Origin of the sequence: Weizmannia acidilactici (assembly GCF_008974185.1) — a bacterium.
GTDB lineage: Bacteria > Bacillota > Bacilli > Bacillales > Bacillaceae_C > Weizmannia > Weizmannia acidilactici.
In genome coordinates, this window is record NZ_BKZP01000009.1 from 75,201 (window position 1) to 97,439 (window position 22,239).

Here is a 22,239-nt window from a genome sequence, read left to right on the forward strand (position 1 = left end):
ATGGAGCAGTATATTTTATCGATTGACCAGGGGACAACGAGTTCAAGGGCGATCCTGTTCAACAAAAACGGGGAAGTCGTACACACCGCGCAGCAGGAATTTACCCAGTATTTCCCGAAACCGGGCTGGGTCGAGCACAATGCAAATGAAATTTGGGCATCGGTGCTGGCTGTTGTTGCAACCGTTTTAACAGAGGCGGATATCCAGCCGAAGCAGGTGGCCGCGATCGGAATTACAAACCAGCGCGAAACGGCAGTCGTTTGGGATAAAAATACGGGCCATCCGATTTACAACGCGATCGTTTGGCAGTCGCGGCAGACAGCGGGGATTTGCGCCGATTTAAAAGCAAAAGGGCATGAAGACATGATCCGCCAAAAAACAGGGCTTTTGGTCGACCCGTATTTCAGCGGCACAAAAATCAAATGGATCCTCGACCATGTTGACGGGGCAAGGGAACGTGCAGAAAAAGGCGAACTCCTTTTCGGGACGATCGATACATGGCTGATCTGGAAATTTTCAGGAGGAAAAGCCCATGTGACCGACTATTCTAATGCGTCAAGGACGCTGCTTTATAATATTTATGATTTAAAATGGGATCCGGAACTACTCGGAATGCTCGATATCCCGGCCTCGATGCTCCCTGAAGTCCAGCCGTCCTCCCATGTTTACGCCAAAACGGCACCGCATCATTTCTTCGGCGAAGAAGTCCCGATTGCGGGTGTGGCTGGCGACCAGCAGGCGGCATTGTTTGGGCAGGCCTGCTATGAAGAAGGCATGGCGAAAAATACGTACGGTACCGGCTGCTTTATGCTCATGAACACCGGCGAAAAAGCGGTTGCGTCAAAACACGGGCTTTTGACCACACTTGCCTGGGGAATTGGCGGAAAGGTTGAATATGCGCTTGAAGGCAGTATTTTTGTCGCCGGATCCGCCATCCAATGGCTGCGCGATGGGATGCGCATGATCAAAGACAGCGCCCAAAGCGAATCGTACGCGGAACGGGTCGAATCAACCGATGGTGTGTATGTTGTGCCGGCATTTGTCGGGCTCGGCACGCCGTACTGGGAAAGCGATGTGCGCGGCGCGGTGTTCGGGCTGACGCGCGGCACGACGAAAGAGCATTTTATCCGCGCCACCCTCGAATCACTTGCCTACCAGACGAAAGATGTGCTGGATGCGATGGAAGCAGATTCGGGTTTGCCGCTGAAAACATTACGCGTGGACGGCGGAGCGGTGAAAAATAATTTCCTTATGCAGTTCCAGAGCGATCTTTTAGGCGTACCGGTTGAGCGCCCGGTCGTGAGCGAAACGACCGCCCTCGGTGCGGCGTATTTGGCGGGCCTTGCCGTCGGATACTGGGAATCGCGCGAAGAAATCGCCAAACAATGGAAAATCGAGCGCAAATTTGAACCATCACTCGACGAAGCTTTACGCGGCGCCCTGTATGCCGGATGGAAAAAAGCAATCCAAGCCACAATCGCTTTCAAATAAGAAAAAAGTTTTGTTATAATTGTTAAAAGTTCATATTCTTGTCAAGAGATGCAGAGAGACCTGGCTAGTTTTATGGAAAAATTTCCATAATGCTTGTTACAGGTCTCTTTTTGATTTTTGGCTCTGTTCAATTTTCCCGAGGAAGTCACGTCTCCCGCGGGAAAAAAGAGCCGGGCGGGACCCCGTCTTAGGAAGCGGGTGAATTTCCCGATCATCAAATAACGGAGGCGACGGAAATGGAATTTTCAAGTAAACAGCGTGATCAAATTTTACAAAAGATGGGCGGAAAGGAATTTGACTTGCTCGTAATCGGCGGCGGCATCACGGGGGCGGGCATTACCTATGATGCAGTGGCGCGCGGCATGTCCGTGGCGCTTGTTGAAATGCAGGACTTTGCGGCCGGCACCTCGAGCAGATCGACCAAACTTGTCCACGGCGGGCTCCGGTATTTAAAACAATTTGAAGTGAAACTGGTGGCTGAAGTCGGAAAAGAACGGGCGATCGTTTATGAAAATGGGCCGCATGTGACAACGCCGGAATGGATGCTGCTTCCGTTCCACAAAGGGGGGACGTTCGGCGCGTTTACAACAAACATCGGCTTAAGGCTGTACGACTTTTTGGCCGGCGTAAAAAAACAGGAACGGCGGAAAATGCTGTCGGCCGCGGAAACATTGGAAAAAGAGCCGCTCATTAAAAAAGACGGGCTCAAAGGCGGCGGTTATTATGTTGAATACCGGACAGACGATGCGCGGCTGACGATCGAAGTGATGAAAGCGGCGGTTGCACACGGGGCGCTTGCCGTAAACTACGCAAAAGCCGAAGATTACCTTTACGAAAACGGCCGCATCACAGGAGCCCTTGTCCGCGACCAAATCAACGGGAAAACTGTAAAAGTGCGGGCAAAAGCGGTAGTCAATGCGACCGGCCCGTGGAGCGACAAAATGCGGGATAAAGATGCGCCGGGGAAAAAACGGCTGCGCCTCACGAAAGGGGTCCACATCGTCTTTGACCAAAGCATATTCCCGCTCCGCCAGGCCATTTATTTTGACACGCCGGACGGCAGAATGGTTTTTGCAATCCCGCGCGGCGGCAAAACGTATGTCGGCACAACGGATACGTTTTATGACAAGGACCCGGTGCATCCGAAACCGCTGCCGGAAGACATTGAATATCTTTTAAAAGCAATCCGTTTTATGTTCCCATCTGTAAAAGCAGCTGTCCGTAATGTGGAATCGAGCTGGGCCGGTGTCCGCCCTTTGATTTATGAAGAAGGGAAAGACGCATCCGAAATCTCGCGTAAAGACGAAATTTGGGAAGGGGAAAGCGGCCTGATCACGATCGCCGGCGGAAAACTGACGGGCTATCGGAAAATGGCGGAAACCGTCGTCGATCTTGTTGCGAAAAGGCTCGATGGCAATTTCCGACCGTGCCAAACGAAACATCTGCCGATATCCGGCGGTGATGTCGGCGGTTCAGAAAATTTCCCGGCTTTTATTGAATCAAAAAGCAAAGAAGGGGAAGATTGCGGCTTATCTCCTGAAGCAAGCAGTGCGATTGTGGAAAAATACGGCACGAACGCGGACCAGCTTTTTGTGTATGCGAAAAACGGGGGCGATGCCGGGCTGCCGCGGGAAGTGTATGCATTGCTCAAATACGCGGTGGAGCAGGAAATGGCCGTTAAACCGGTTGACTTTTTCATCCGCCGCACCGGTACGCTTTTCTTTGACATCAACTGGGTTCGCCAATGGAAAGAGCCTGTCATTGCCTGGATGGGGCGCGAATTTTCGTGGGATTCCGATACGGAAAAACAATACAGGGAAGAATTGGAAGAAGCGATCCGCGAAGCCGTGCCGGAAATGTAGCGTCCACAACCCAAAGTGGGGGCAGCTGAAATGGAAAATCAGGGTGAGGAGGTTTGGGGAACCCCCGGAAAAAATCGGTAGTGGAACTTGAAACGGCAACTGGTCATTTCATCCATTTTAGGAATCAGCGGTAACATTGAAAAAATCGGCGGAACTGCCCAAAAAATCGGCGGACATCCTTTGTAAATCAGCGGAAAGGTACAAGAAATCGGCGAAAAATAGAAAAAAAGAGAAAAGAGCTGCATCTCCGTCAGAAAATAGCTGAAAAACCGGCGGTGAAACTTGAAACGGCAGCCGGTCAGTCTACTCATTTTAGAGGAATCAGCGGAAACTAGAGGGAAATCAGCGATCTTCCTCAAAAAATCAGCGAAAAGACCAAAAAATCGGCGCTGAGCAAAAAAAGGAGGAAACGGCACTGAACTTTGTCAAGATTTCTCCTAAAAACAGCGTTAAAGTCTGAAACTCCAGCCGTTCCCCTCCTTTCTTTTTCTGGAATCAGCGAACTTCCTCGAAAAATCAGCGAAAAGACCAAAAAATCGGCGAACATCCTTTGGAAATCAGCGGAAAGATAAAAGAAATCGGAGAAAAATAGAAAAAAAGAGAAAAGAGCCGCATCCCCATTGCAAAAATGCAGATTGATTTTGCAGAATTTAAAGACCTGGAATGGAAATTGGACATGGTGGCCGTGCTCGGCGGCATGCAGCATGAATTTGACCAAATCAACAACATCGAGCCCCCGGAAAGCTACAAAAATATCCATACAACGATTGAAAAAGTGATGAACGAATACCAGTATGTTGTTGACAATTACTTGGTCTCCGTTGCCAATCTGGCTGCGGATTTAATCTTCAACTGTGCCGAACCATTTGGATGCCTGGGTCCAGTATCCTCAGGACGCGACCGATATCAGGGCAAAGCAGCTTTCGGGGCAGGAGACCGCGACAAAGCAACGCTTTCCTCATCCATCCATGATCTTTGCCTATAATGGCAGAAGAAGTATTTTTAAGAAAAAATGAATTCGGCGTTGGAAAAGTCCGCAATTTGTAGCCAAAAACTTTGTTTCACAAAAAGCGGCGTGCCGTACAGGGCATCTCGCCGTTTTTTTGCATACCTCTAAAAAAACAAAACCTTTTCAATATAAAAATAATGAAAATAAAGTGAACCTGTTATATAATAGAAATATAATTCGAACCACTAAATTGTAAGCGCAAACAAAGGGGATGGAAACGTGAAGATCAATTTTCGGAATCTTACAGTGCAAGTGGTTATCGGCATCATTTTGGGGATTATCGTAGGGCTTGCCTCCCCGAAATTCGGCGCCGAGCTGAACATTTTGGCCCAATGGTTTATTAAACTCATTAAAATGCTCGTTCCGCCGATCATTTTCTTTACGGTCGTCATCGGCATCGGCGGCATGGGCGATTTGAAAAAAGTCGGCCGTATCGGAGGCAAGGCGCTCATCTATTTTGAAGTCGTCAGCACCATTGCGCTCGCCATCGGGCTCATTGTCGTCAACCTGATTCAGCCGGGCCACGGCATTGATACGAGCCAAGCCAAGACAAGCGAGGTTTCGCAATTTGTCACCCAGGCGAAAGACAACGAAACCGGTTTTATCGGCTTTATTTCCAATATCATTCCGGAAAGCATTGCGGGCGCATTCGTACAGGGCGATCTTTTGCCGATTTTATTTTTCTCCGTCCTGTTCGGGGCCGCCGCGGCATCTTTGGGGGAAAAAGCGAAACCGGTCATTCGCTTTTTTGAAGACATGACCGAAATCTTCTTTAAAATTGTCGGCATTGTCATGAGGGTGTCGCCGATTGCCGCATTCGGGGCGATGGCCTATACGGTCGGCCAATTCGGCGCCAGCTCGCTGATCAACCTCGGCGAATTAATGGCATCCGTTTACTTGACGATGATCATTTTCATTTTGCTTGTGCTCGGCAGCATTGCGAAGATATTCGGGTTCAACATTTTTAAATTCATCGCCTATATTAAGGAAGAACTTTTGCTTGTGCTTGGGACTTCATCATCGGAATCGGCGATGCCTTCTCTGATGAAAAAACTCGAAAACTTTGGCTGCTCGAAATCTGTTGTCGGCCTCGTTGTCCCGACCGGCTATTCTTTTAACCTGGACGGTACCGCCATTTACTTATCCATGGCGTCTATCTTCATTGCGCAGGCGTACAATGTGCATTTAACGATCGGTCACCAAATCATGCTGCTGTTGATTTTAATGCTGACCTCAAAAGGGGCGGCGGGCGTGACTGGCTCCGGTTTTATCACACTGGCCGCAACATTGTCCGCATTCCCGGTGATTCCGGTTGCGGGGATTGCCCTTCTGATCGGCGTCGACCGGTTCATGTCCGAATCGCGCGCGATCACGAATATTATCGGAAATGCGGTGGCGACCGTCGTCATTTCCAAAACGGAAAAAGAATTTGAGCGCGTGGCAGAACCTGCAGCGGTTGCCGAACATACTGAATCGATTCCATCATAAAAAGAAAGGCGCTCCCGATCGGGGGGGTTGAAATGTTAAAAAGCGGTGAGATGCCACAACCGGCCGCCGCTTTTTTTTCAACGGCATTCCAATCAGGGGTGCCTTTTGTTTTTGCGGCATAGCATTATAATCCGGCATGATTTTATAGTAAAATAGGAAAGCAAACGGTAATAGAATGGAGAGAAGCAACTTGATTGGCAGGAAAAAACAATTGGAGAAAGAACAGGAGCTTGAAAAACGCATTGCCGAACTGGAGGCGGAAAAAGAAAAAATGCAGGAGCAGCTAGAAACATGGCTGGCTGGTTTTCACGAAGAGCTTTCCGCCACCATTGCCCAGCATGAGCTTGTGAACGGGCAACATCTCGTCCTGCGCGATTTGGTCACGAAAATCGAAGATAAATTCAAAAATATTTCTTCCATCACCAAAGAAAACTCCGAGCATTCGATTGTTTTGGGCGAAAAAGGGGAAAAGCTGAATGAGCTCGCCGCCGGTATGGTAAAAGAATCGCAGGCAGGCCGCCAATATGTTGATAATACGGCAGAAGCGATCCGCCGGCTGGGGGAGCAAATCCGCAAGACGCAAAATGAGATTGCGCAGCTGCACACAAGATCAAGTGAAATCCGGGAAATTGTCCAGGTCATCAAAGAAATTGCCGAACAGACAAACTTGCTTGCCCTTAATGCCTCGATTGAAGCTGCACGCGCGGGCGAACAGGGAAAAGGTTTTGCCGTCGTAGCCTCGGAAGTGCGGAAATTGGCGGAAAGCACGGCAAAGAGTACGGAAAATATCAACGCGCTGACGCTTTCCATCCAAAAAGATATTGAGTCTTCCCTCGAAGCGACACAAAAAAGTGCCGAGCTTGTGGACAACGGCGTGTCGGCCAGCACCCTTGCAGCCGAAAAAATTGCTGAAGTACTGCATACAATCGAAACAAGCCAGGAAAATATAGAAAACATTCGGCAAACAATACAACTGGAAAAAGATGACGCCCTTAAAGTCCGGAAAGAAGTGGAAGAAGCAACAAACCTGTTCGGGGAAGCATACGAAACGATCCTTCAGCATATTGAAGACGCAACAGTGGTGGATCAGAAACTCGAAGAAGGAATCAGAAGGACCGCTGCCGCTCGTAGCCTGAAATAGAATAGGAAAGGAAGTGGAGTGCTTTGGAAAACCGGAGTGAGTCGCTGCGAAAAATGCCGCTGTTTAAAGGGATGGGAGATTCAGATTTGGCTGTGATTGCCGCCGTATCCGTTAAGAAACATGTCGAAAAAGGAGACCATATTTTTTTCCGTGGCGACCCGCAGGAAGCCGTGTATTTTATTGAACAGGGAGAAGTGAAAATTTATCGTACCGATGCAAACGGCAAAGAGCAGATCGTCACGCTGCTCCGCGACGGCGACATGTTCCCGCACGTCGGCTTTTTCCGAAAAATCCGCTATCCCGCCAATTCAATGGCCGCCACCGATACGGAACTTCTGGCCGTCCGAATCGCTGATTTTGAAAAAGTGCTGCTTGACAACCCTAAGCTGACGATGACCTTATATGGCGTGATGAGCGATGAGATCCTCGACTTGCAGGACCGCCTCGAAGCCCAAATTTTAAACAATGCCTATGAGCAAGTCATCAAACTTTTCCTGCGCCTCGCCCGCACGCACGGCATCCAAACCGGAAACGACCATGTGCTCGTCAAAATCCCGCTCAACAACTCAGACCTCGCCAGCATGATCGGCGTCACGCGCGAAACGGTCAGCCGGACGATTCACCAGCTTAAACATAAAAACCTCATCATCCCGCAAGAAAAAGGAACCTATCTGATCCACCAGGAAAAACTGACAAACGAACTGCTCGGGGTCTGAAAATGGATTGGGCGGAGATGTTCCAAAAATCGGTAAACTGACTTAGGGGGGGAAAATTTTCCCGGTGATGGTTTTGAGTATCTCTGTCACGACCGTTAGAGAATTAATTCCCCGAAGAAACGGTTCTGAGAAGTCATCTCAAGATCATTAGAGGAAAATTTTCCGGAAGAAATGGTTCTGAGAAGCAATGTCACGACCGTTAGAGGAAGATTTCCCCTTAGAAATGGATCTGAGAAACTTGCTCAAGACCATTTGAGAAAAATTTCTGCTTAAAAGGGGCTTTTGGGACAGATCCAAAAACGGGGAGAACTGTACACGGAAATGTCCTTCATAAAGGTGATGAAAGACAAAAGAAAGGCGAACCGGGTGCCAAATGTCTTTCATAAGAGTGATAAAGGACAAAAACAATCACAGTGAACCGCAATTTGTCTTTCATGAAGGGGCAAAGGCTGTCCCAAATCCATGAGGCAGCCTTCTAACATGTTAAACGGCTTCTTCAAGCAGGCGCTTAAACAAAATATTGTTTTCCAAATGAATGTGCTGGAATGTATCATTTTCAAAGTTTTCCAGGCGGCGGTAAACAAGCTGGAATGTCCGGCATGCCCCTTCCGGAAGCGTGTAGTCATTCGTAATCTCACGAAGGCGGTGCAAAATATCGCCGACGGAAGCATGCTCGGTTTCAAGATCGGTCAATTCTTTTGTTGCAGTCGCCAGGTTTTCCGCCGTCGGATTAAGGTCATACGCGCGGATCGCCGGGAATTGTTCGGCATCTTCTTTTTCGGTATGTTCTAAGAGCTCCGCTTTCAAACGGTTGAACATTTCGTGCACTTCAACGAGATGCGGATGGTTCTCGCCGTGGACGCGCATTACTTTTGTCACATACGGACTCAAATTCGGCAGTTCCTCACGCAAAAATGCGTGGTAGGTCTCCTGGATATGGTTGACAATTTCCGTGTAGCTTGCTTCATTCCAATTTTTCTCATTGCCGCTGCCGGCATGTTTGTCGTATATTTCCTGAATCGCCGCAATCAGTTCATCTGCCGAAAGATTGCGTTTTTCCGCCGCTTCTTTCACAGAAACATTGCCGCCGCAGCAAAAATCAATGCGGTTTGCTTTAAACAGATCCGCTGCTTTCGGAAACAGTGTCACAATTTCCCCCACGGTCTGGCTCGTCGTAAAACGTTCCATCCAATCCACTCCTTTTCGGTTTGCTAATCTTATGATAATGCATCCGCTCCCGCTTGTTTGTGATGCATATCACATTAATTGAGAAAAATTCTTATTTGGGTCTTTGCTAAAAATTCCGGGGTATCCTTGCAGAAAAAATCCGGGCCAAGGAAAGATATCCACGAATGGTTCCAAATACCTGACGGGGTACACAACCCCAAATAAACAGAGTGCAAAACCCATTGGTGACCGCTATCGTGCATCCTAAAATGAAAAAGACGTTATATAAGTATATCTGCCTGAAAAATAAAAAGAGCGCCAACCACATTGGCGCCCTAAGAACTTATTCCGCTTTGCTTGCTTCCACTTCAACTGTAAATTTAATTTCATCACCGACCAGTACGCCGCCTGTTTCAAGCGCTGCGTTCCAGGTGAGGCCGTAGTCGCTCCGTTTTACGGATCCTTCGGCGCTGAAGCCGGCCGTTTCTGCACCGCTCATCGGGTTTTTCGACAACCCTTCAAACGTGACTTTGAATGTTTCTTCTTTTGTCACGCCGTGGATCGTCAAGTCGCCGGTAACATCATACGTATTGGCGCCCGTTTTCGTAACCGATTTGGAAACGAACGTAATATTCGGGTAGTTTTCCACATCGAAGAAATCAGCAGAACGCAGGTGATTGTCGCGGTCGGCATTTTTTGTATGGATGCTGCTTGCATCAACTGTAAAAGAAATTTTCGCGGAAGTTAAATCTTGCGGATCGGCTTCGATGTCCGCCTCAAATTTTTGGAAAGACCCTTTCACTTTCGAAATCATCATATGTTTTACCGTAAAATCAATTGAACTGTGCGCATAGTCTACTGCCCATTTTGCATTTGCCATCAAAAATTCCTCCCGGTCATTTATTTCTCAAAACTTACTTTTCGTAACCTAGTTTAATATCGTAAGTAAAAAAAGTCAAGAAAACCGAACCAACTTTTTAAAGCCGGTTCGGTTCCAAAGTTGATCAAAAGCGTGCTGCCTAAGATATGGAGTTCAGTTTTTAAAAAATCAGGATTCAAACGGGAACCAGCCGGGCCTGGACACGATCCCGTTCCAAAGCGGTTCCGGAATAACAAGCCGTTCGCGGTCATCTTTTCGGAGCGCCGTTTGGATTTCATCTTCTTTTCCGGCGCGGATTTTTTCCACCCAGTGCGGTTCCATAATCAGCTCACGTCCGAGGGCAACAAGCGGCACACCTGTTTCCATTGCTTTCAAAACATCTTCGCCGGTATGCAGCGAACCGACGCCGATCACCGGCACTTTGCCGTCTACGCGTTCCAAAATCTGTTCGATGCGGGAGCGGCCCGGATCTCCGCCGCGGCGGGCATTCGACCAGAAATCCTGCAGTGAAATATGCAGATAGTCGAGATCTTTTTCAACGAGGGCATCCAAAAGCGCAAAAGTTTCGTCCATTGTAATGCCCGGTTCGTACGGTTCTTCCGGAGAAAGCCTATACCCGACTAAAAACGGCCGCCTGGTATGTTCGGAGACCGCTTTTTTCACTGCATCGACAACGGCGAGCGGAAAAGCGAGCCGTTTTTCCAGGCTGCCGCCCCAGCGATCATCACGCCGGTTTGTAAACGGGGAGAAAAATTGCTGAATGAGATAGCCGTTCGCACCGTGGATTTCCACCCCGTCAAAGCCCGCTTCAATCGCGCGCCGGGTAGCTTCTCCGTACGCCCGCACAATTTCCGCGGTTTCTTCGTCCGTCAATGCGCGTGCATGCACATTGCCGTTTGAAGAGTCCACTGCGCTTGCGCTGACGACATCCCCGTCCGGAACGAGCTCTGGCGGGCATTCGCGGCCGCCATGATGGATTTGCAGCACGGCTTTTGATCCGTTCTTTTGAATGGTTTCCGCAAGTTTCCTCATTCCTTCGATCATGCTGTCAACATGGGCGCCGGGCTGCCCCGGGAAAGCTTTCCCGTTGGCCGTTACGTTGGCGCATGCTGTAATCACGACACCCGGCCCATTGGAACGTTCCGCATAATAGCGGAGTTCGGCCTCGGAAACCGTTCCGTCATCGTTGGAGGAATAGTGGGTCATCGGCGCCATCACAATGCGGTTGTCCGTCTTTACGCCGCTTTTAAACGTCATCGGTTCAAACAATTTGCTGTATTTGTCCAACTTGTGATGCTCCTTTCCTGTAATTTCGTTCTTTTTTATTATGGTCCAATTTGTAAAAAAATTGAAACGAAACGCACCAGGACCTTTTTCGGAAAACGCTCCGGTTCGCAATTCAATGCGAATGAAATATGCTGCGGTTTTCTCATACAACATTCCCTGTTGATGAAAAATGAAAACGAAACGCACCAGGGAGATTTCGTACCGAATAGTCCCATTTCATTAAAAATCGAAGCAAATGCCCCGGCGCTTTTTTGCAAAAATCCGATTTCGTAATAAAACTGCAAAAAACGAAGCGGCACAACGGACAAAAAATGCGCATATCATAGAGGAAAGCACGCTTTACATCTTAGATTGGGGGACGTGTATGATGAGTGATGTCCTTCTACTGCTTCAAATGGTGGCAAAAAGGTTGAGTGTCCTTTCGCTTTTTGCGGCAGTGCTGTTGTTGTTGTCCCATTTATGGCTGTATACCGTCATTGCGCTGATCATTGCGGGATGTTTGCTCTGCATTGGCCGGATCATCAAAGAAAAATGCAGTGGGCCGGAAAGCGATCGACGCTGGTACACCCTGATTGTCGTGAGCGATGAAGTTTGGGATGATGAGGAGGACGCACCTTTTTTTGAAATGGATAGCGTTTCTTTGGAATTGCATTACCAATATGACGATATCCGCGGCATCAACCCGCAGATTCAGCTGCAGGAGCTGCCCGGCTTTATTTTAGTGGAAACGGATGACACAAAAAGAATAGATGAAACATTGGAAAACCCGTCCCTGGTCACAAGCAATTATGCGGAAGTGGTACGGTTTTTGAAAGCGAAAGCGGAAAAGTGAATTTTGTGGAAAAGACTTCCATTTCCCCTTTCCTATGTTAAAATAGAGAAAAGAAATTTTTTCCTGTCCTGTTCTCCAAAAAGGAAGGGGGATCTCTTTTCGATGAAGTTTCAGAAAGGTGCAAGGCTAAAGGAAGATTTATACTCCAATACCGGCATCCTGCTGTTGCGGAAAGGAACGTTTCTCACTGCAAAACTGGCTTCCATTTTAAATAAATATGAAGTCGTACCGGATCCTTCGCTCAAAGGGAGAAGGATTGCCGCGGAAGTGACGGGCATTTTCCATGATGTTTTATATGAAAATATTTACCGTTCCATGGAAGAACTGCAGCAAACGATTCGAGTCAAAGCGGAACTGTGCGATGCCGAAATCCAGGATATGGAGAAAAATTTCCACAGGCTGTACAAAGAAGTGCTCGCCACCCATACCTCTTTTTTGGAATTGATGGAACATTTTTCATCGGATGAATATTTGTTCAAGCATTGTATCCATGTCGGCCTGATTGCCGCCAGCATCGGAAAAATGCTGAAATTGCCGCACGAGAAGCAAAATCTATTGGCTCAAATGGGGCTTTTCCACGATATCGGAAAATTCACCATTGATCCGCGCATCCTCAATAAGCCTGGAAAATTGACGAATGAAGAGTTCGCGGTGATAAAAACGCATCCTGCGGCGGGATACCGGCTGCTTGAAAATACTTCTTTGGATCCGATGATTTTAAAAGGTGCGCTGATGCACCATGAACGGTTGGACGGTTCGGGTTACCCGGAAGGCAGGAAAAATATCCCTTTTCTTGTCAGAATCTTGTCCGTGGCAGATACGTTTGATGCGATCTGTTCCAACCGCGCATACCGCCGGAGGCAACCGGTATTCTATGCGATTGACGAATTGATGGCCGATGCAAAAGCCGGCCGCCTGGATTCCGAGGTCGTCCTTCCTTTTGCCAACTTCCTGATGGAAAATTACCGGAATCAGCCGATCACCATGCGAAATGGTGCCAGAGGAAAAATTGTCCATATTCATCCCCTCTATCCGAATCAGCCCATCCTTAAAATAGAAGGTTATCCGTTGTTAAACCTCAAGGAACAAAAACTGACCCTGTTTCAAATTGCAAACATGCAATAATCGTCCGGCCCCGTATAAAAACGGGAGCCGGGGCCGCCCGCAATTTTTATGAAGTTTTAAACTGGGCAGCCGCTTTTTTCAAGGCATCGGCCATCCGCTGTAAGTTTGTTTTGGGTTCCCGTCAAGCCGGCCGCCCCTTCCGTGAGGCTGAGCGTGCCTGTTCCATCCGTTTTTTCAGCGGGCAGATGATATAAGTTGTGAAAACAGAAGCGCCATTTTAAGGAGGATGCTTTTCTTGACCATGATATTTCCTGCCCAATGCAGTCCTGAAAATTTAAAAACAAAGCAAAATACTTTCCGGAGGTCAAAGTGTGGAAAAATGTACGCTTGCAGGCGAGTACATTTAGAGATAGGTCTTCCCATGGGAAATATGATGTCAAAAATTGGTGAGCTATTAAAAGATACAAACAGCCTTATCGAATTTGAAAAACAGATCCAACTTCTGCGCCCATTGACTTGCGTCTCTAATCTTTGATATAGTAAATTTAATTCAATACGCGACGATGAAGGATCAATAGTAACCGGAGGGCTCCTTTTCAAAGCGAGCCGGGGATGGTGGAAGCCCGGCAAGGAAACCGGCGAAACGGCAGTCCGGAGTTATTTTTTCATGGAAAGTGGGTGCGGAAAATCTGCATCAACTGGGGTGGAACCGCGGGAATACAAGCTCTCGTCCCCAGGCTGTTGCCTGGAGCCGGGAGCTTTTTATATTGGAAAAATTCCCGTCCCCAGGGAAACCATTTCAATGAAAAAAGGAGAGATTTTTACAATGAGCGTAACAATGGAACAGATTGTGTCGCACGCCAAACATCGCGGGTTTATCTTCCCGGGTTCGGAAATTTACGGGGGACTTGCGAACACATGGGATTACGGCCCGCTTGGCGTCGAATTTAAAAACAATATCAAAAAGGCGTGGTGGAAAAAATTCATCCAGGAGTCGCCATACAATGTTGGGCTCGACGCCGCAATTTTGATGAACCCGCGCACATGGGAAGCGAGCGGCCACCTCGGCAACTTCAACGACCCGATGATCGACTGCAAAAACTGTAAATCCCGGCACCGCGCCGACAAACTGATCGAAAACGCCCTCCAGGAAAAGGGGATCGAAATGATCGTCGACGGCCTGCCGTTTGAAAAAATGGAAGAACTCATCAAAGAACATGACATTGCTTGCCCGGACTGCGGCAGCAAAAACTGGACCGGCATCCGCCAGTTCAACCTCATGTTTAAAACGTACCAGGGTGTAACCGAAGACAGCGCCAACGAGCTTTACTTACGCCCGGAAACCGCCCAGGGGATCTTCGTCAATTTTAAAAATGTACAGCGGACGATGCGAAAAAAACTACCGTTCGGGATTGCGCAGATCGGCAAAAGCTTCCGGAACGAAATCACACCGGGGAACTTTACTTTCCGCACGCGTGAATTCGAACAGATGGAACTTGAATTTTTCTGCAAGCCGGGCGAAGAGCTGAAATGGTTCGACTATTGGAAGCAGTATGCACGCGAATTTTTGCTGAACCTCGGCATGAAGGAAGAAAACCTGCGTCTGCGCGACCATGAAAAAGAAGAATTGTCCCACTACTCGAACGCGACGACCGACTTTGAATACAAATTCCCGTTCGGCTGGGGCGAACTGTGGGGCATCGCATCCCGCACCGATTATGACTTGCGGCGGCATATGGAATATTCGGGCGAAGACTTCACGTACCTTGATCAGGAAACGAACGAACGCTTCATTCCGTACTGCATTGAGCCGTCGCTTGGCGCAGACCGCGTGGCGCTTGCCTTTATGATTGATGCGTACGACGAAGAGAAACTCGAAGACGGCACAAGCCGCACGGTGATGCACCTGCACCCGGCACTCGCGCCGTACAAAGCCGCCGTTCTGCCGCTGTCGAAAAAACTTTCCGGTGAAGCGCGCGAAATTTTCACTGATTTGTCGAAATCATTTATGGTCGACTTTGACGAAACCGGCTCGATCGGGAAACGGTACCGCCGCCAGGACGAAATCGGCACACCGTTCTGCATCACGTTCGACTTCGATTCGCGCGACGACCACATGGTAACCGTCCGCGACCGCGACACGATGGAGCAAACCCGCCTGCCGATCACCGAACTGAAAGCATTTTTGGAGGAAAAAGTCCAATTTTAATGATGCAAACCCGCAGGAAAATTGTTTTCTGCGGGTTTTGCCACTGTAAAAGGATCCAATTTTTACCAAACATGCAGAGGGGGGTACGGTTTCCCGGACTTCTCTGTTTTTTGTTTCGCCGATTTCCTGATTCTTTCCGCCGATATTTTTGACCTTTCCGCCGATATCCCTGGAAAGTCCGCTGATTTCCCCGCGGTTTCCGCTGATTCGGTAGAACAAAGTGGGCAGCTGGCCAAAGTTAAGAGTCCGGCACCGCTTGTTTAGAAATTTTTTACGAAGGAACAGCAGCTCTTCTCCCTGTATTTTTTTCGATTCGCCGATTTTCTGGTTCTTTCCGCCGATATTTTTGACCTTTCCGCCGATATCCCTAGAAAGTCCGCTGATTTCCCCGCGGTTTCCGCTGATTCGGTAGAACAAGGTAGGCAGCTGTCCAAAGTTAAGAGCCCGGCACCGCTTGTTTAGAAATTTTTTACGAAGGAACAGCAGCTCTTCTCCCTGTATTTTTTTGTTTCGCCGATTTCCTGATTCTTTCCGCCGATATCCCTGGAAAGTCCGCTGATTTCCCCGCGGTTTCCGCTGATTCGGTAGAACAAGGTAGGCAGCTGTCCAAAGTTAAGAGCCCGGCACCGCTTGTTTAGAAATTTTTTACGAAGGAACAGCAGCTCTTCTCCCTGTATTTTTTTCGATTCGCCGATTTCCTGATTCTTTCCGCCGATATCCCGGGAGATTCCGCTGATTCGGTGGAAAAGGGTCGGGTGTTCAGCCGAAGACAGGGTCTCCGAAGCCAGTTATTTTACAAAGGGAAGCTTTTCTTTTTCATGTTATCGCTGATTTCCTGATTCTTTCCGGCAAGTTCGGTTATGATACAAAAAGGAGCGGTTTTATCACTTACGAAATCATCATCGTTTGATTTAAGATAATGATGCGGCCGTACATTGAGCAACCCGGAGCAGGGCCCGCAAGACGAATTATGCCCGGCCATCAATAAATAAAAAGAAGGGCGGGCAGGGTGCGTTTGACCGGGAGCGCGCCGGGTAAATATTTTTTATAGTCCCGCAAAAAATTGGAGAAAGCCCGATAAGCAAAGCGAAATAGTCTTTACAAACCGCGGCAACGGGAGTAAGATAGGATGTCGTACGTAAAAATATGTTTCATAACTGGACCGCTTAGTCCGGAAACGGAGCGGGGGAACCATGTTGCGGCACTGCGCCGCTTTGGGGTGAATCCTTTCGAAGGTAGGGCCACTCTTATGTCCGAACCCGACAGCTAACCTCGTCAGCGTGATAAGAGAGGATGTGAAACTGTGATCGGGCTTTTGACCACAGGGGAATAATTCTCTTGTGGTTTTTCTGTTTGCTACAATATGAAACATATGAGATAAAAGGAGACTATTCAAATGTTCACCACTATTAAACGATTTTTAATTGGGAGGCCGTTGCGTTCGAATGAACTCGAAGGGCAGAAACTTACCAAATTAAAGGCTTTGGCGATCCTTTCATCCGATGCGCTTTCATCTGTCGCATACGGTCCTGAGCAGGTTTTAATCGTACTGGCAACAGTGGGGGCATTGGCTTTTTGGTACTCGATTCCCATTACAGTCGGGATTTTAATTTTATTGGCAGCACTTATCGTATCTTATCGTCAGGTTATTTTTTCTTACCCTCAGGGCGGCGGGGCGTACCTCGTCTCTAAAGAAAACCTTGGGGTCAGTCCCGGCCTTCTTGCAGGCGGATCCCTGCTGGTCGACTATATTTTAACCGTGGCCGTTTCCATATCGGCCGGCACGGATGCCATTACTTCCGCGTTCCAAAGTCTGCACCCGTACAATGTGTACATTGCCGTTTTTCTTGTCCTTGTCATTACCATTTTAAATTTGCGCGGATTGACGGAATCGGCCAATGTTCTCGCTTATCCGGTTTACTTATTTGTGCTGGCGCTTTTCCTCGTCATTGTCGTCGGCTTGTATAAAATCGTAACAGGGCAAATTCCGCCTGATCTGCATCCGCAAATCGGCACGCCGGTAGCAGGCATTTCGCTGTTTATTTTGTTAAAAGCTTTCTCGTCCGGGTGTTCGGCTTTAACAGGGGTTGAAGCAATCTCCAACGCGATCCCGAACTTCCGGGAACCGGCGCCGAAAAACGCGGCCCGTACGCTTTTCATGATGGGGATCATCCTGGCAAGCCTTTTGGCGGGGATCAGTTTCCTTGCCTACTGGTTCGGGATTGCACCGGAAGAAAAACAAACCGTTGTATCGCAAATGGCCCACAAGACATTCGGGAACGGGATATTGTATTATTTTGTCCAGGCAACAACTGCATTGATCCTTGTTCTGGCGGCAAATACCGGGTTTTCGGCATTCCCGCAGCTTGCTTTTAACCTGGCAAGGGATAAATTCATGCCGCGCATGTTTACGATCCGCGGCGACCGGCTTGGTTATTCGAACGGGATTATCTTTCTCGGCGTGGCTTCGATACTTTTGATCATTGCGTTCAGAGGCAATACGGAACGCCTTATTCCGTTATACGCGGTCGGTGTTTTCATTCCGTTTACGCTCGCGCAATGCGGTATGATAGTGAAATGGGTCCGCCAAAAACCAAAAGGGTGGATCGGAAGGATGTCCGTGAACTGTGTCGGTGCCTTTATTACATTCAGCGTTTTGGTGATTTTATTTATTACAAAATTCACCCAAGTTTGGCCGGTGCTCATTTTTTTACCGATTGTCATGAGTGTTTTCAAGAAAGTGAACCGGCACTACCAGGATGTCGGCGAGCAGCTCCGGACTGAAGGCATGTTCCAGGAAGAAATCCGCGACAATGTCATCATTGTTCCGGTAGCCGGCATTACGACAGTGGTGGAACGGACGATTAACTATGCAAAATCTTTATCTGACCAGGTCATCGCAGTTTATGTCGCTTTTGACCACGAAGATGAAAAGAGAATGGAAGAAAAATGGGAAAAGTGGAATAACGGTGTCCGCCTTGTTACTTTGCATTCTTCATACCGGAGCATTATCCAGCCACTCTCGAAATTTTTGGAAATTATTGAGCGGAAAGCAAAGGAAAACAAATACCAGGTTATGGTTTTGATCCCGCAATTTATCCCGAAAAAACGCTGGCAGAACATTTTGCACAACCAATCCGCGCTCCTCATCCGGATGCGCCTCCTTTGGGAAAAAGACATCGTCGTCGCAACTTTGCCGTATCATTTTAAAAAGTAAAAGAAGGGGGCTGTCATCTCGGGCAGCCCCTTTCTTTACGGGCAAACTTTAGCTGGGACTGTAAAGATGCTGAGATCTTACGGCGGGATTTGTCTGTTGGTGCGTTCAAATAGACAAAATGCCGAGGAATCATACGGGAACTGTCTCTTAGCGGCATGACCAGCTTGTACTATCCACAAGCCCGCCGGCATTCCACAAAAAAAGCTGCGCAACGGTGCGCAGCCCAAACCTTATTGATAGACAAACAAAACAAACAAAACGACCGCTACGATGATACGGTAGACCGCAAACGGGATCAGCTTCACCTTGTTGATCAGTTTCAGGAAGAAGCGGATCGCAAGCAGCGCGAAAATAAAGGCACTGATGAACCCGACAATAAAAAACGGGATTGTTTGCGCCGTCACAGCATCCCAGTGCTTCACAAGCGAAAGAAAGCTGGCGCCGAACATGATCGGCACTGCCATAATAAACGTGAAATCCGATGCGGCCCGGTGGCTCAATCCGAGCAGGACGCCGCCCGAGATCGTGGAGCCGGAGCGGGAAAACCCCGGCCATAAGGACAGGCATTGGAAAAGCCCGATCAAAAACGCCTGCGTATACGTAATCTGATCAACTGTCTCCGTCTTCGGCCTGCGCGGGCGCAGCAAATCAGCGGCAATCATTAAAATCGCGCCGGCGACAAGGGCAAAGAGCACTGTTTTGATCGAAAACAAGTGGGAATCAATATAATTCTCGAACAAAAACCCGAGCACCGCCGCCGGAAGCAGCCCGACAATGACCTGGGTCAATTTCAGCCGTTCGCCGTACAACTGCTCTTTCGTTATATTTTTCTTCAGCCCGAGCAAATTCAGGAACCTGTCCCAAAATACGACAACCGCCGCCAAAATGGAGCCCATTTGGATGACAACTTTAAATACATTCGCAGCTTCAACACCATAAAGATGGTTCGATTTCAAAATCAGGTCGTCCACAATAATCATATGGCCGGTGGAAGAAACCGGGGCAAATTCCGTCAACCCTTCCACAAGCCCGAGGATTGCGGCGACAAACATGTTCCATAAATGCAAATGCGTCACCTCCAGACTTTTTTATTCTACCATGTACACCGGACAAAGCGAATAAAATTTTTTCACAAAACGATTATATGTACAAGCGGGCATTTTTAGAAATATCGGGATGGGTGCTGTGCATACCCCACAATAATTTCACGGCCGGATACTCGTTCAGCAAGTACCCACGCGATCTTTGAAAAATTATACGGACAGATTTTCCAGAAAATAAATTGATTTCTGCAATTATAAGTTGAAAATGTTTACAATACACTATAAGATGAATACAAAGAAGTTCAGGGAGGGGAAAAAATGCTCGGGAATCTCAGTTTTGGCGAAGTCTTGGTTATTCTTGTGGTGGCATTGTTAATTTTCGGCCCATCAAAACTCCCGCAACTCGGCAGGGCAGCCGGCCAGACGCTGCGCGAATTCAAAAAAGGTGTCCATGAGGTCATGGAAGATGAAGAAAAAACGAAGGTGAAAAAGAGCGAATCATAAACATGAGCCGCTGTCCCGGGCAGCGGCTGTTTTGCTGTTTGAAAAAAATATTTTAGCGGGCTTTAAATATGTTAAGATAAGAATAAAAGAGAAGCGGTTGTCTGAATGCTGAAGGGGGCAAAATCAATATTATGGAGGATCGTTTGTTTTCTTTTTTCCAAAGAAAAGGGGTAAGAAGGATCACCATCTTTGTGCTGATCGCGCTGGTGCTTTATCTTTTGCGTAGCATGATGGACTTGATCTTGCTTACCTTTATTTTTTCCTATTTGGTGAACAGACTGCAAAAAATCGTGACCAAATGGTTCCCGATGAACCGCAGACTGGCGGTTCTCATTTTGTACATTTTGATCGTCGGCGGACTCGCATTTGGGATCGTCAAATACTTGCCGATTTTAATCAATGAAATAACCCAGCTTGTCATGCAAATCTCCGACTTCTACACGAAGCCTCAGCACAACGAAATTTTAAATTACTTGGTAAAAAATATCCAGGAAAAGAAAGTTATGGATTACATGCAGCAGGGCGTTTCCATCCTGCTCGACTATTTCACAAGCGTCAGCAAAGTCAGCCTGCAAGTGTTGATGGCGATTATCCTCAGCCTGTTTTTCCTGCTCGAAAAAGACCGGATTATCCGCTTTACGAAGCAGTTTAAAACAAGCAAGCTTGCGGCGTTTTACGATGAAATGGAGTATTTCGGCATCAAATTTGTGGGAACATTTGGGAAAGTGATCGAAGCGCAGTTCATTATCGCGATCGTCAATTGCCTGCTCACTACGATCGGGCTGTGGATTCTCGGCTTCCCTCAGCTGTTCGGCCTGGCGATTCTTATTTTTGGGTTCGGTCTGATCCCTGTTGCCGGCGTATTCATTTCACTTATTCCGCTTTGCGTCATTGCCTACAGCATCGGCGGAGGGATGAAAGTACTGTACGTCCTCATCCTGGTTGTAATCGTGCACGCGGTTGAAGCGTATGTTCTAAATCCGCAGTTGATGTCATCGAAGACGAATCTGCCTGTCTTCTTTACATTTCTGATCTTAATCTTTTGCGAACATTTCTTCGGCGTGTGGGGGCTGATCCTCGGCATCCCGATTGTTATGTTCTTCCTCGACGTGCTGGAAGTTACCGGCCAGGATGCGCAGCAGAAAAGAAAATAAACACCATTGGGAGCTGCCCAAAAGCTCCATTAAAACAAGAAAACCTGTTGAGATAATCATTTTTCTCAACGGGTTTTTTCATTTAAAACAAATTTCCCCTGAGGAACCGGCACTGTGAAGTTTTATCATGACCGTCAGAGGAAAAAGAGATTTCTGGACAGCTTCCTGCAGCTTACAGGACCGCTGTTCTGCAAATTCCAGGATGAGACATCCACTATTGAAAATACGGATGATCGTGAAACAATAAAATGCAACCCAACATTTTTCTGAAAAAGTATTTTGCTCCTATAAACCGGCACCAGCCAACAGAAAAATTCCATTTATAAAAATATTGATGTTATTCAAATAGACTGATATACTCTAAAATAGAGAGTAGTGTCATGTTTCTAAAAAATGGAAGCGCATCATGAAGGAAAACAGCCGGGGAGGTGATGATGTGATCTCATTCCGCCATGTGAACAAGTATTACGGAAATTTCCATGTTTTAAAAGATATCAATCTCGAAGTCGATGAAGGGGAAGTTGTCGTGATCATCGGTCCTTCCGGGTCTGGGAAAAGCACGATGCTCCGCTGCATCAACCGGTTGGAAGAGATTACCGACGGCGAGCTTTTCGTCAGGAATATCAAAGTCAACGACAAAAAAACCAACATCAACGAACTGCGTAAAAATATCGGCATGGTCTTCCAGCATTTCAATCTGTATCCGCACCGGACCGTTTTGCAAAACATTACGCTGGCGCCGGTCAAAGTGCTCGGCATGAGCAAAGAGGAAGCGGAGAAAAAGGCCATGCATTACCTTGAAAGGGTCGGCATCCCGGATAAGGCGAATGCGTACCCTTCGCAATTATCGGGCGGTCAGCAGCAGCGTGTCGCGATTGCCCGGGGGCTTGCGATGGAACCGAGCATCATGCTGTTTGACGAACCGACTTCCGCGCTCGACCCGGAAATGATCGGGGAAGTGCTCGATGTTATGAAGTCACTTGCAAAAGACGGCATGACAATGGTGGTCGTCACGCACGAAATGGGATTCGCCCGCGAAGTGGCAGACCGCGTCATCTTTATGGACCAGGGGAAAATCATCGAAGACAATACGCCGGAAGCATTTTTCAAAAACCCGCGTGAAGAACGGGCGCGCACCTTTTTAAATCGTGTTCTCAATCATTAAATAAATATA

At 47.9% G+C, this 22,239-nt stretch carries 17 protein-coding genes and 1 riboswitch; of the genes, 13 read left to right on the forward strand and 4 right to left on the reverse strand.

Annotated elements, in window-relative coordinates; translation table 11 throughout:
• The 6 genes from glpK to BpJC4_RS05895 all read left to right on the forward strand — a co-directional run bounded on the left by glpK (nucleotide 1) and on the right by BpJC4_RS05895 (nucleotide 7,707).
• Nucleotides 1-1,491: a glycerol kinase GlpK gene (glpK, locus tag BpJC4_RS05870; RefSeq protein ID WP_151679936.1), complete on the forward strand. Its 1,491-nt coding sequence runs from the start codon at nucleotides 1-3 to the stop codon at nucleotides 1,489-1,491.
• Between the two features lie 236 nt (nucleotides 1,492-1,727).
• Entirely contained in the window at nucleotides 1,728-3,353 is a 1,626-nt protein-coding gene (locus BpJC4_RS05875) for a glycerol-3-phosphate dehydrogenase/oxidase (RefSeq protein ID WP_151697641.1), read from the forward strand.
• A gap of 628 nt (nucleotides 3,354-3,981) precedes the next feature.
• Nucleotides 3,982-4,338 (forward strand): hypothetical protein, encoded by a 357-nt coding sequence (locus BpJC4_RS05880; protein ID WP_151679938.1) that lies wholly within the window; start codon nucleotides 3,982-3,984, stop codon nucleotides 4,336-4,338.
• A 243-nt stretch (nucleotides 4,339-4,581) separates the two neighbouring features.
• Nucleotides 4,582-5,850, forward strand: a complete 1,269-nt coding sequence (gene dctA, locus BpJC4_RS05885; RefSeq protein ID WP_151679939.1) for a C4-dicarboxylate transporter DctA — start codon at nucleotides 4,582-4,584, stop codon at nucleotides 5,848-5,850.
• Between the two features lie 190 nt (nucleotides 5,851-6,040).
• Nucleotides 6,041-6,991: a methyl-accepting chemotaxis protein gene (locus BpJC4_RS05890; RefSeq protein ID WP_172967542.1), complete on the forward strand. Its 951-nt coding sequence runs from the start codon at nucleotides 6,041-6,043 to the stop codon at nucleotides 6,989-6,991.
• 23 nt (nucleotides 6,992-7,014) lie between these two features.
• On the forward strand, nucleotides 7,015-7,707 hold the full coding sequence (locus BpJC4_RS05895; RefSeq protein ID WP_253718635.1) for a Crp/Fnr family transcriptional regulator: 693 nt from the start codon (nucleotides 7,015-7,017) through the stop codon (nucleotides 7,705-7,707).
• 483 nt (nucleotides 7,708-8,190) lie between these two features.
• Here BpJC4_RS05895 and ric read toward each other — a convergent pair whose 3' ends face one another.
• From ric to BpJC4_RS05910, 3 genes are all read right to left on the reverse strand, one after another.
• Nucleotides 8,191-8,895, reverse strand: coding sequence for an iron-sulfur cluster repair di-iron protein (gene ric / locus BpJC4_RS05900; protein ID WP_151679941.1), 705 nt, complete (start codon nucleotides 8,893-8,895; stop codon nucleotides 8,191-8,193).
• Between the two features lie 322 nt (nucleotides 8,896-9,217).
• Nucleotides 9,218-9,754 carry a YceI family protein gene (locus BpJC4_RS05905; RefSeq protein WP_151679942.1) on the reverse strand — a complete coding sequence of 179 codons (537 nt, stop codon included), beginning with the start codon at nucleotides 9,752-9,754 and terminating at the stop codon, nucleotides 9,218-9,220.
• A 168-nt stretch (nucleotides 9,755-9,922) separates the two neighbouring features.
• Nucleotides 9,923-11,041 carry an NADH-dependent flavin oxidoreductase gene (locus BpJC4_RS05910; protein WP_151679943.1) on the reverse strand — a complete coding sequence of 373 codons (1,119 nt, stop codon included), beginning with the start codon at nucleotides 11,039-11,041 and terminating at the stop codon, nucleotides 9,923-9,925.
• Nucleotides 11,042-11,405: 364 nt separating this feature from the next.
• Between BpJC4_RS05910 and BpJC4_RS05915 the strand changes: the two genes are divergently transcribed.
• The 4 genes from BpJC4_RS05915 to kimA all read left to right on the forward strand — a co-directional run bounded on the left by BpJC4_RS05915 (nucleotide 11,406) and on the right by kimA (nucleotide 18,364).
• Nucleotides 11,406-11,873, forward strand: a complete 468-nt coding sequence (locus tag BpJC4_RS05915) for a hypothetical protein (protein WP_253693483.1) — start codon at nucleotides 11,406-11,408, stop codon at nucleotides 11,871-11,873.
• Between the two features lie 102 nt (nucleotides 11,874-11,975).
• The gene (locus BpJC4_RS05920; RefSeq protein ID WP_151679944.1) at nucleotides 11,976-12,998 is read left to right on the forward strand and encodes an HD-GYP domain-containing protein; all 1,023 of its coding nucleotides are present in this window, start codon (nucleotides 11,976-11,978) and stop codon (nucleotides 12,996-12,998) included.
• A gap of 766 nt (nucleotides 12,999-13,764) precedes the next feature.
• Nucleotides 13,765-15,147 (forward strand): glycine--tRNA ligase, encoded by a 1,383-nt coding sequence (locus tag BpJC4_RS05925; RefSeq protein ID WP_151679945.1) that lies wholly within the window; start codon nucleotides 13,765-13,767, stop codon nucleotides 15,145-15,147.
• Between the two features lie 1,153 nt (nucleotides 15,148-16,300).
• A riboswitch (cyclic di-AMP (ydaO/yuaA leader) is annotated at nucleotides 16,301-16,444 on the forward strand.
• 99 nt (nucleotides 16,445-16,543) lie between these two features.
• Entirely contained in the window at nucleotides 16,544-18,364 is a 1,821-nt protein-coding gene (kimA, locus tag BpJC4_RS05930) for a potassium transporter KimA (protein WP_151679946.1), read from the forward strand.
• Nucleotides 18,365-18,594: 230 nt separating this feature from the next.
• Here kimA and BpJC4_RS05935 read toward each other — a convergent pair whose 3' ends face one another.
• Nucleotides 18,595-19,431 (reverse strand): undecaprenyl-diphosphate phosphatase, encoded by an 837-nt coding sequence (locus BpJC4_RS05935; RefSeq protein ID WP_151679947.1) that lies wholly within the window; start codon nucleotides 19,429-19,431, stop codon nucleotides 18,595-18,597.
• 294 nt (nucleotides 19,432-19,725) lie between these two features.
• Here BpJC4_RS05935 and tatA point away from each other — a divergent pair, with 294 nt between their 5' ends.
• The 3 genes from tatA to BpJC4_RS05950 all read left to right on the forward strand — a co-directional run bounded on the left by tatA (nucleotide 19,726) and on the right by BpJC4_RS05950 (nucleotide 22,230).
• Nucleotides 19,726-19,911 carry a twin-arginine translocase TatA/TatE family subunit gene (tatA, locus tag BpJC4_RS05940; RefSeq protein WP_151679948.1) on the forward strand — a complete coding sequence of 62 codons (186 nt, stop codon included), beginning with the start codon at nucleotides 19,726-19,728 and terminating at the stop codon, nucleotides 19,909-19,911.
• Between the two features lie 131 nt (nucleotides 19,912-20,042).
• Nucleotides 20,043-21,065 (forward strand): AI-2E family transporter, encoded by a 1,023-nt coding sequence (locus BpJC4_RS05945; protein ID WP_151679949.1) that lies wholly within the window; start codon nucleotides 20,043-20,045, stop codon nucleotides 21,063-21,065.
• Nucleotides 21,066-21,501: 436 nt separating this feature from the next.
• Nucleotides 21,502-22,230, forward strand: a complete 729-nt coding sequence (locus tag BpJC4_RS05950) for an amino acid ABC transporter ATP-binding protein (RefSeq protein ID WP_151679950.1) — start codon at nucleotides 21,502-21,504, stop codon at nucleotides 22,228-22,230.
• Nucleotides 22,231-22,239 lie beyond the last annotated feature (9 nt).

Excerpts from the sequence above, each read along its gene's own strand:
- glpK (WP_151679936.1), top strand. The coding sequence starts at position 1 with ATGGAGCAGTATATTTTATCGATTGACCAGGGGACAACGAGTTCAAGG.
- BpJC4_RS05875 (WP_151697641.1), top strand. The coding sequence starts at position 1,728 with ATGGAATTTTCAAGTAAACAGCGTGATCAAATTTTACAAAAGATGGGC.
- BpJC4_RS05880 (WP_151679938.1), top strand. The coding sequence starts at position 3,982 with ATGCAGATTGATTTTGCAGAATTTAAAGACCTGGAATGGAAATTGGAC.
- ric (WP_151679941.1), bottom strand. The coding sequence starts at position 8,895 with ATGGAACGTTTTACGACGAGCCAGACCGTGGGGGAAATTGTGACACTG.
- BpJC4_RS05905 (WP_151679942.1), bottom strand. The coding sequence starts at position 9,754 with ATGGCAAATGCAAAATGGGCAGTAGACTATGCGCACAGTTCAATTGAT.
- BpJC4_RS05915 (WP_253693483.1), top strand. The coding sequence starts at position 11,406 with ATGATGAGTGATGTCCTTCTACTGCTTCAAATGGTGGCAAAAAGGTTG.
- BpJC4_RS05920 (WP_151679944.1), top strand. The coding sequence starts at position 11,976 with ATGAAGTTTCAGAAAGGTGCAAGGCTAAAGGAAGATTTATACTCCAAT.
- BpJC4_RS05925 (WP_151679945.1), top strand. The coding sequence starts at position 13,765 with ATGAGCGTAACAATGGAACAGATTGTGTCGCACGCCAAACATCGCGGG.
- kimA (WP_151679946.1), top strand. The coding sequence starts at position 16,544 with ATGTTCACCACTATTAAACGATTTTTAATTGGGAGGCCGTTGCGTTCG.
- tatA (WP_151679948.1), top strand. The coding sequence starts at position 19,726 with ATGCTCGGGAATCTCAGTTTTGGCGAAGTCTTGGTTATTCTTGTGGTG.
- BpJC4_RS05945 (WP_151679949.1), top strand. The coding sequence starts at position 20,043 with ATGGAGGATCGTTTGTTTTCTTTTTTCCAAAGAAAAGGGGTAAGAAGG.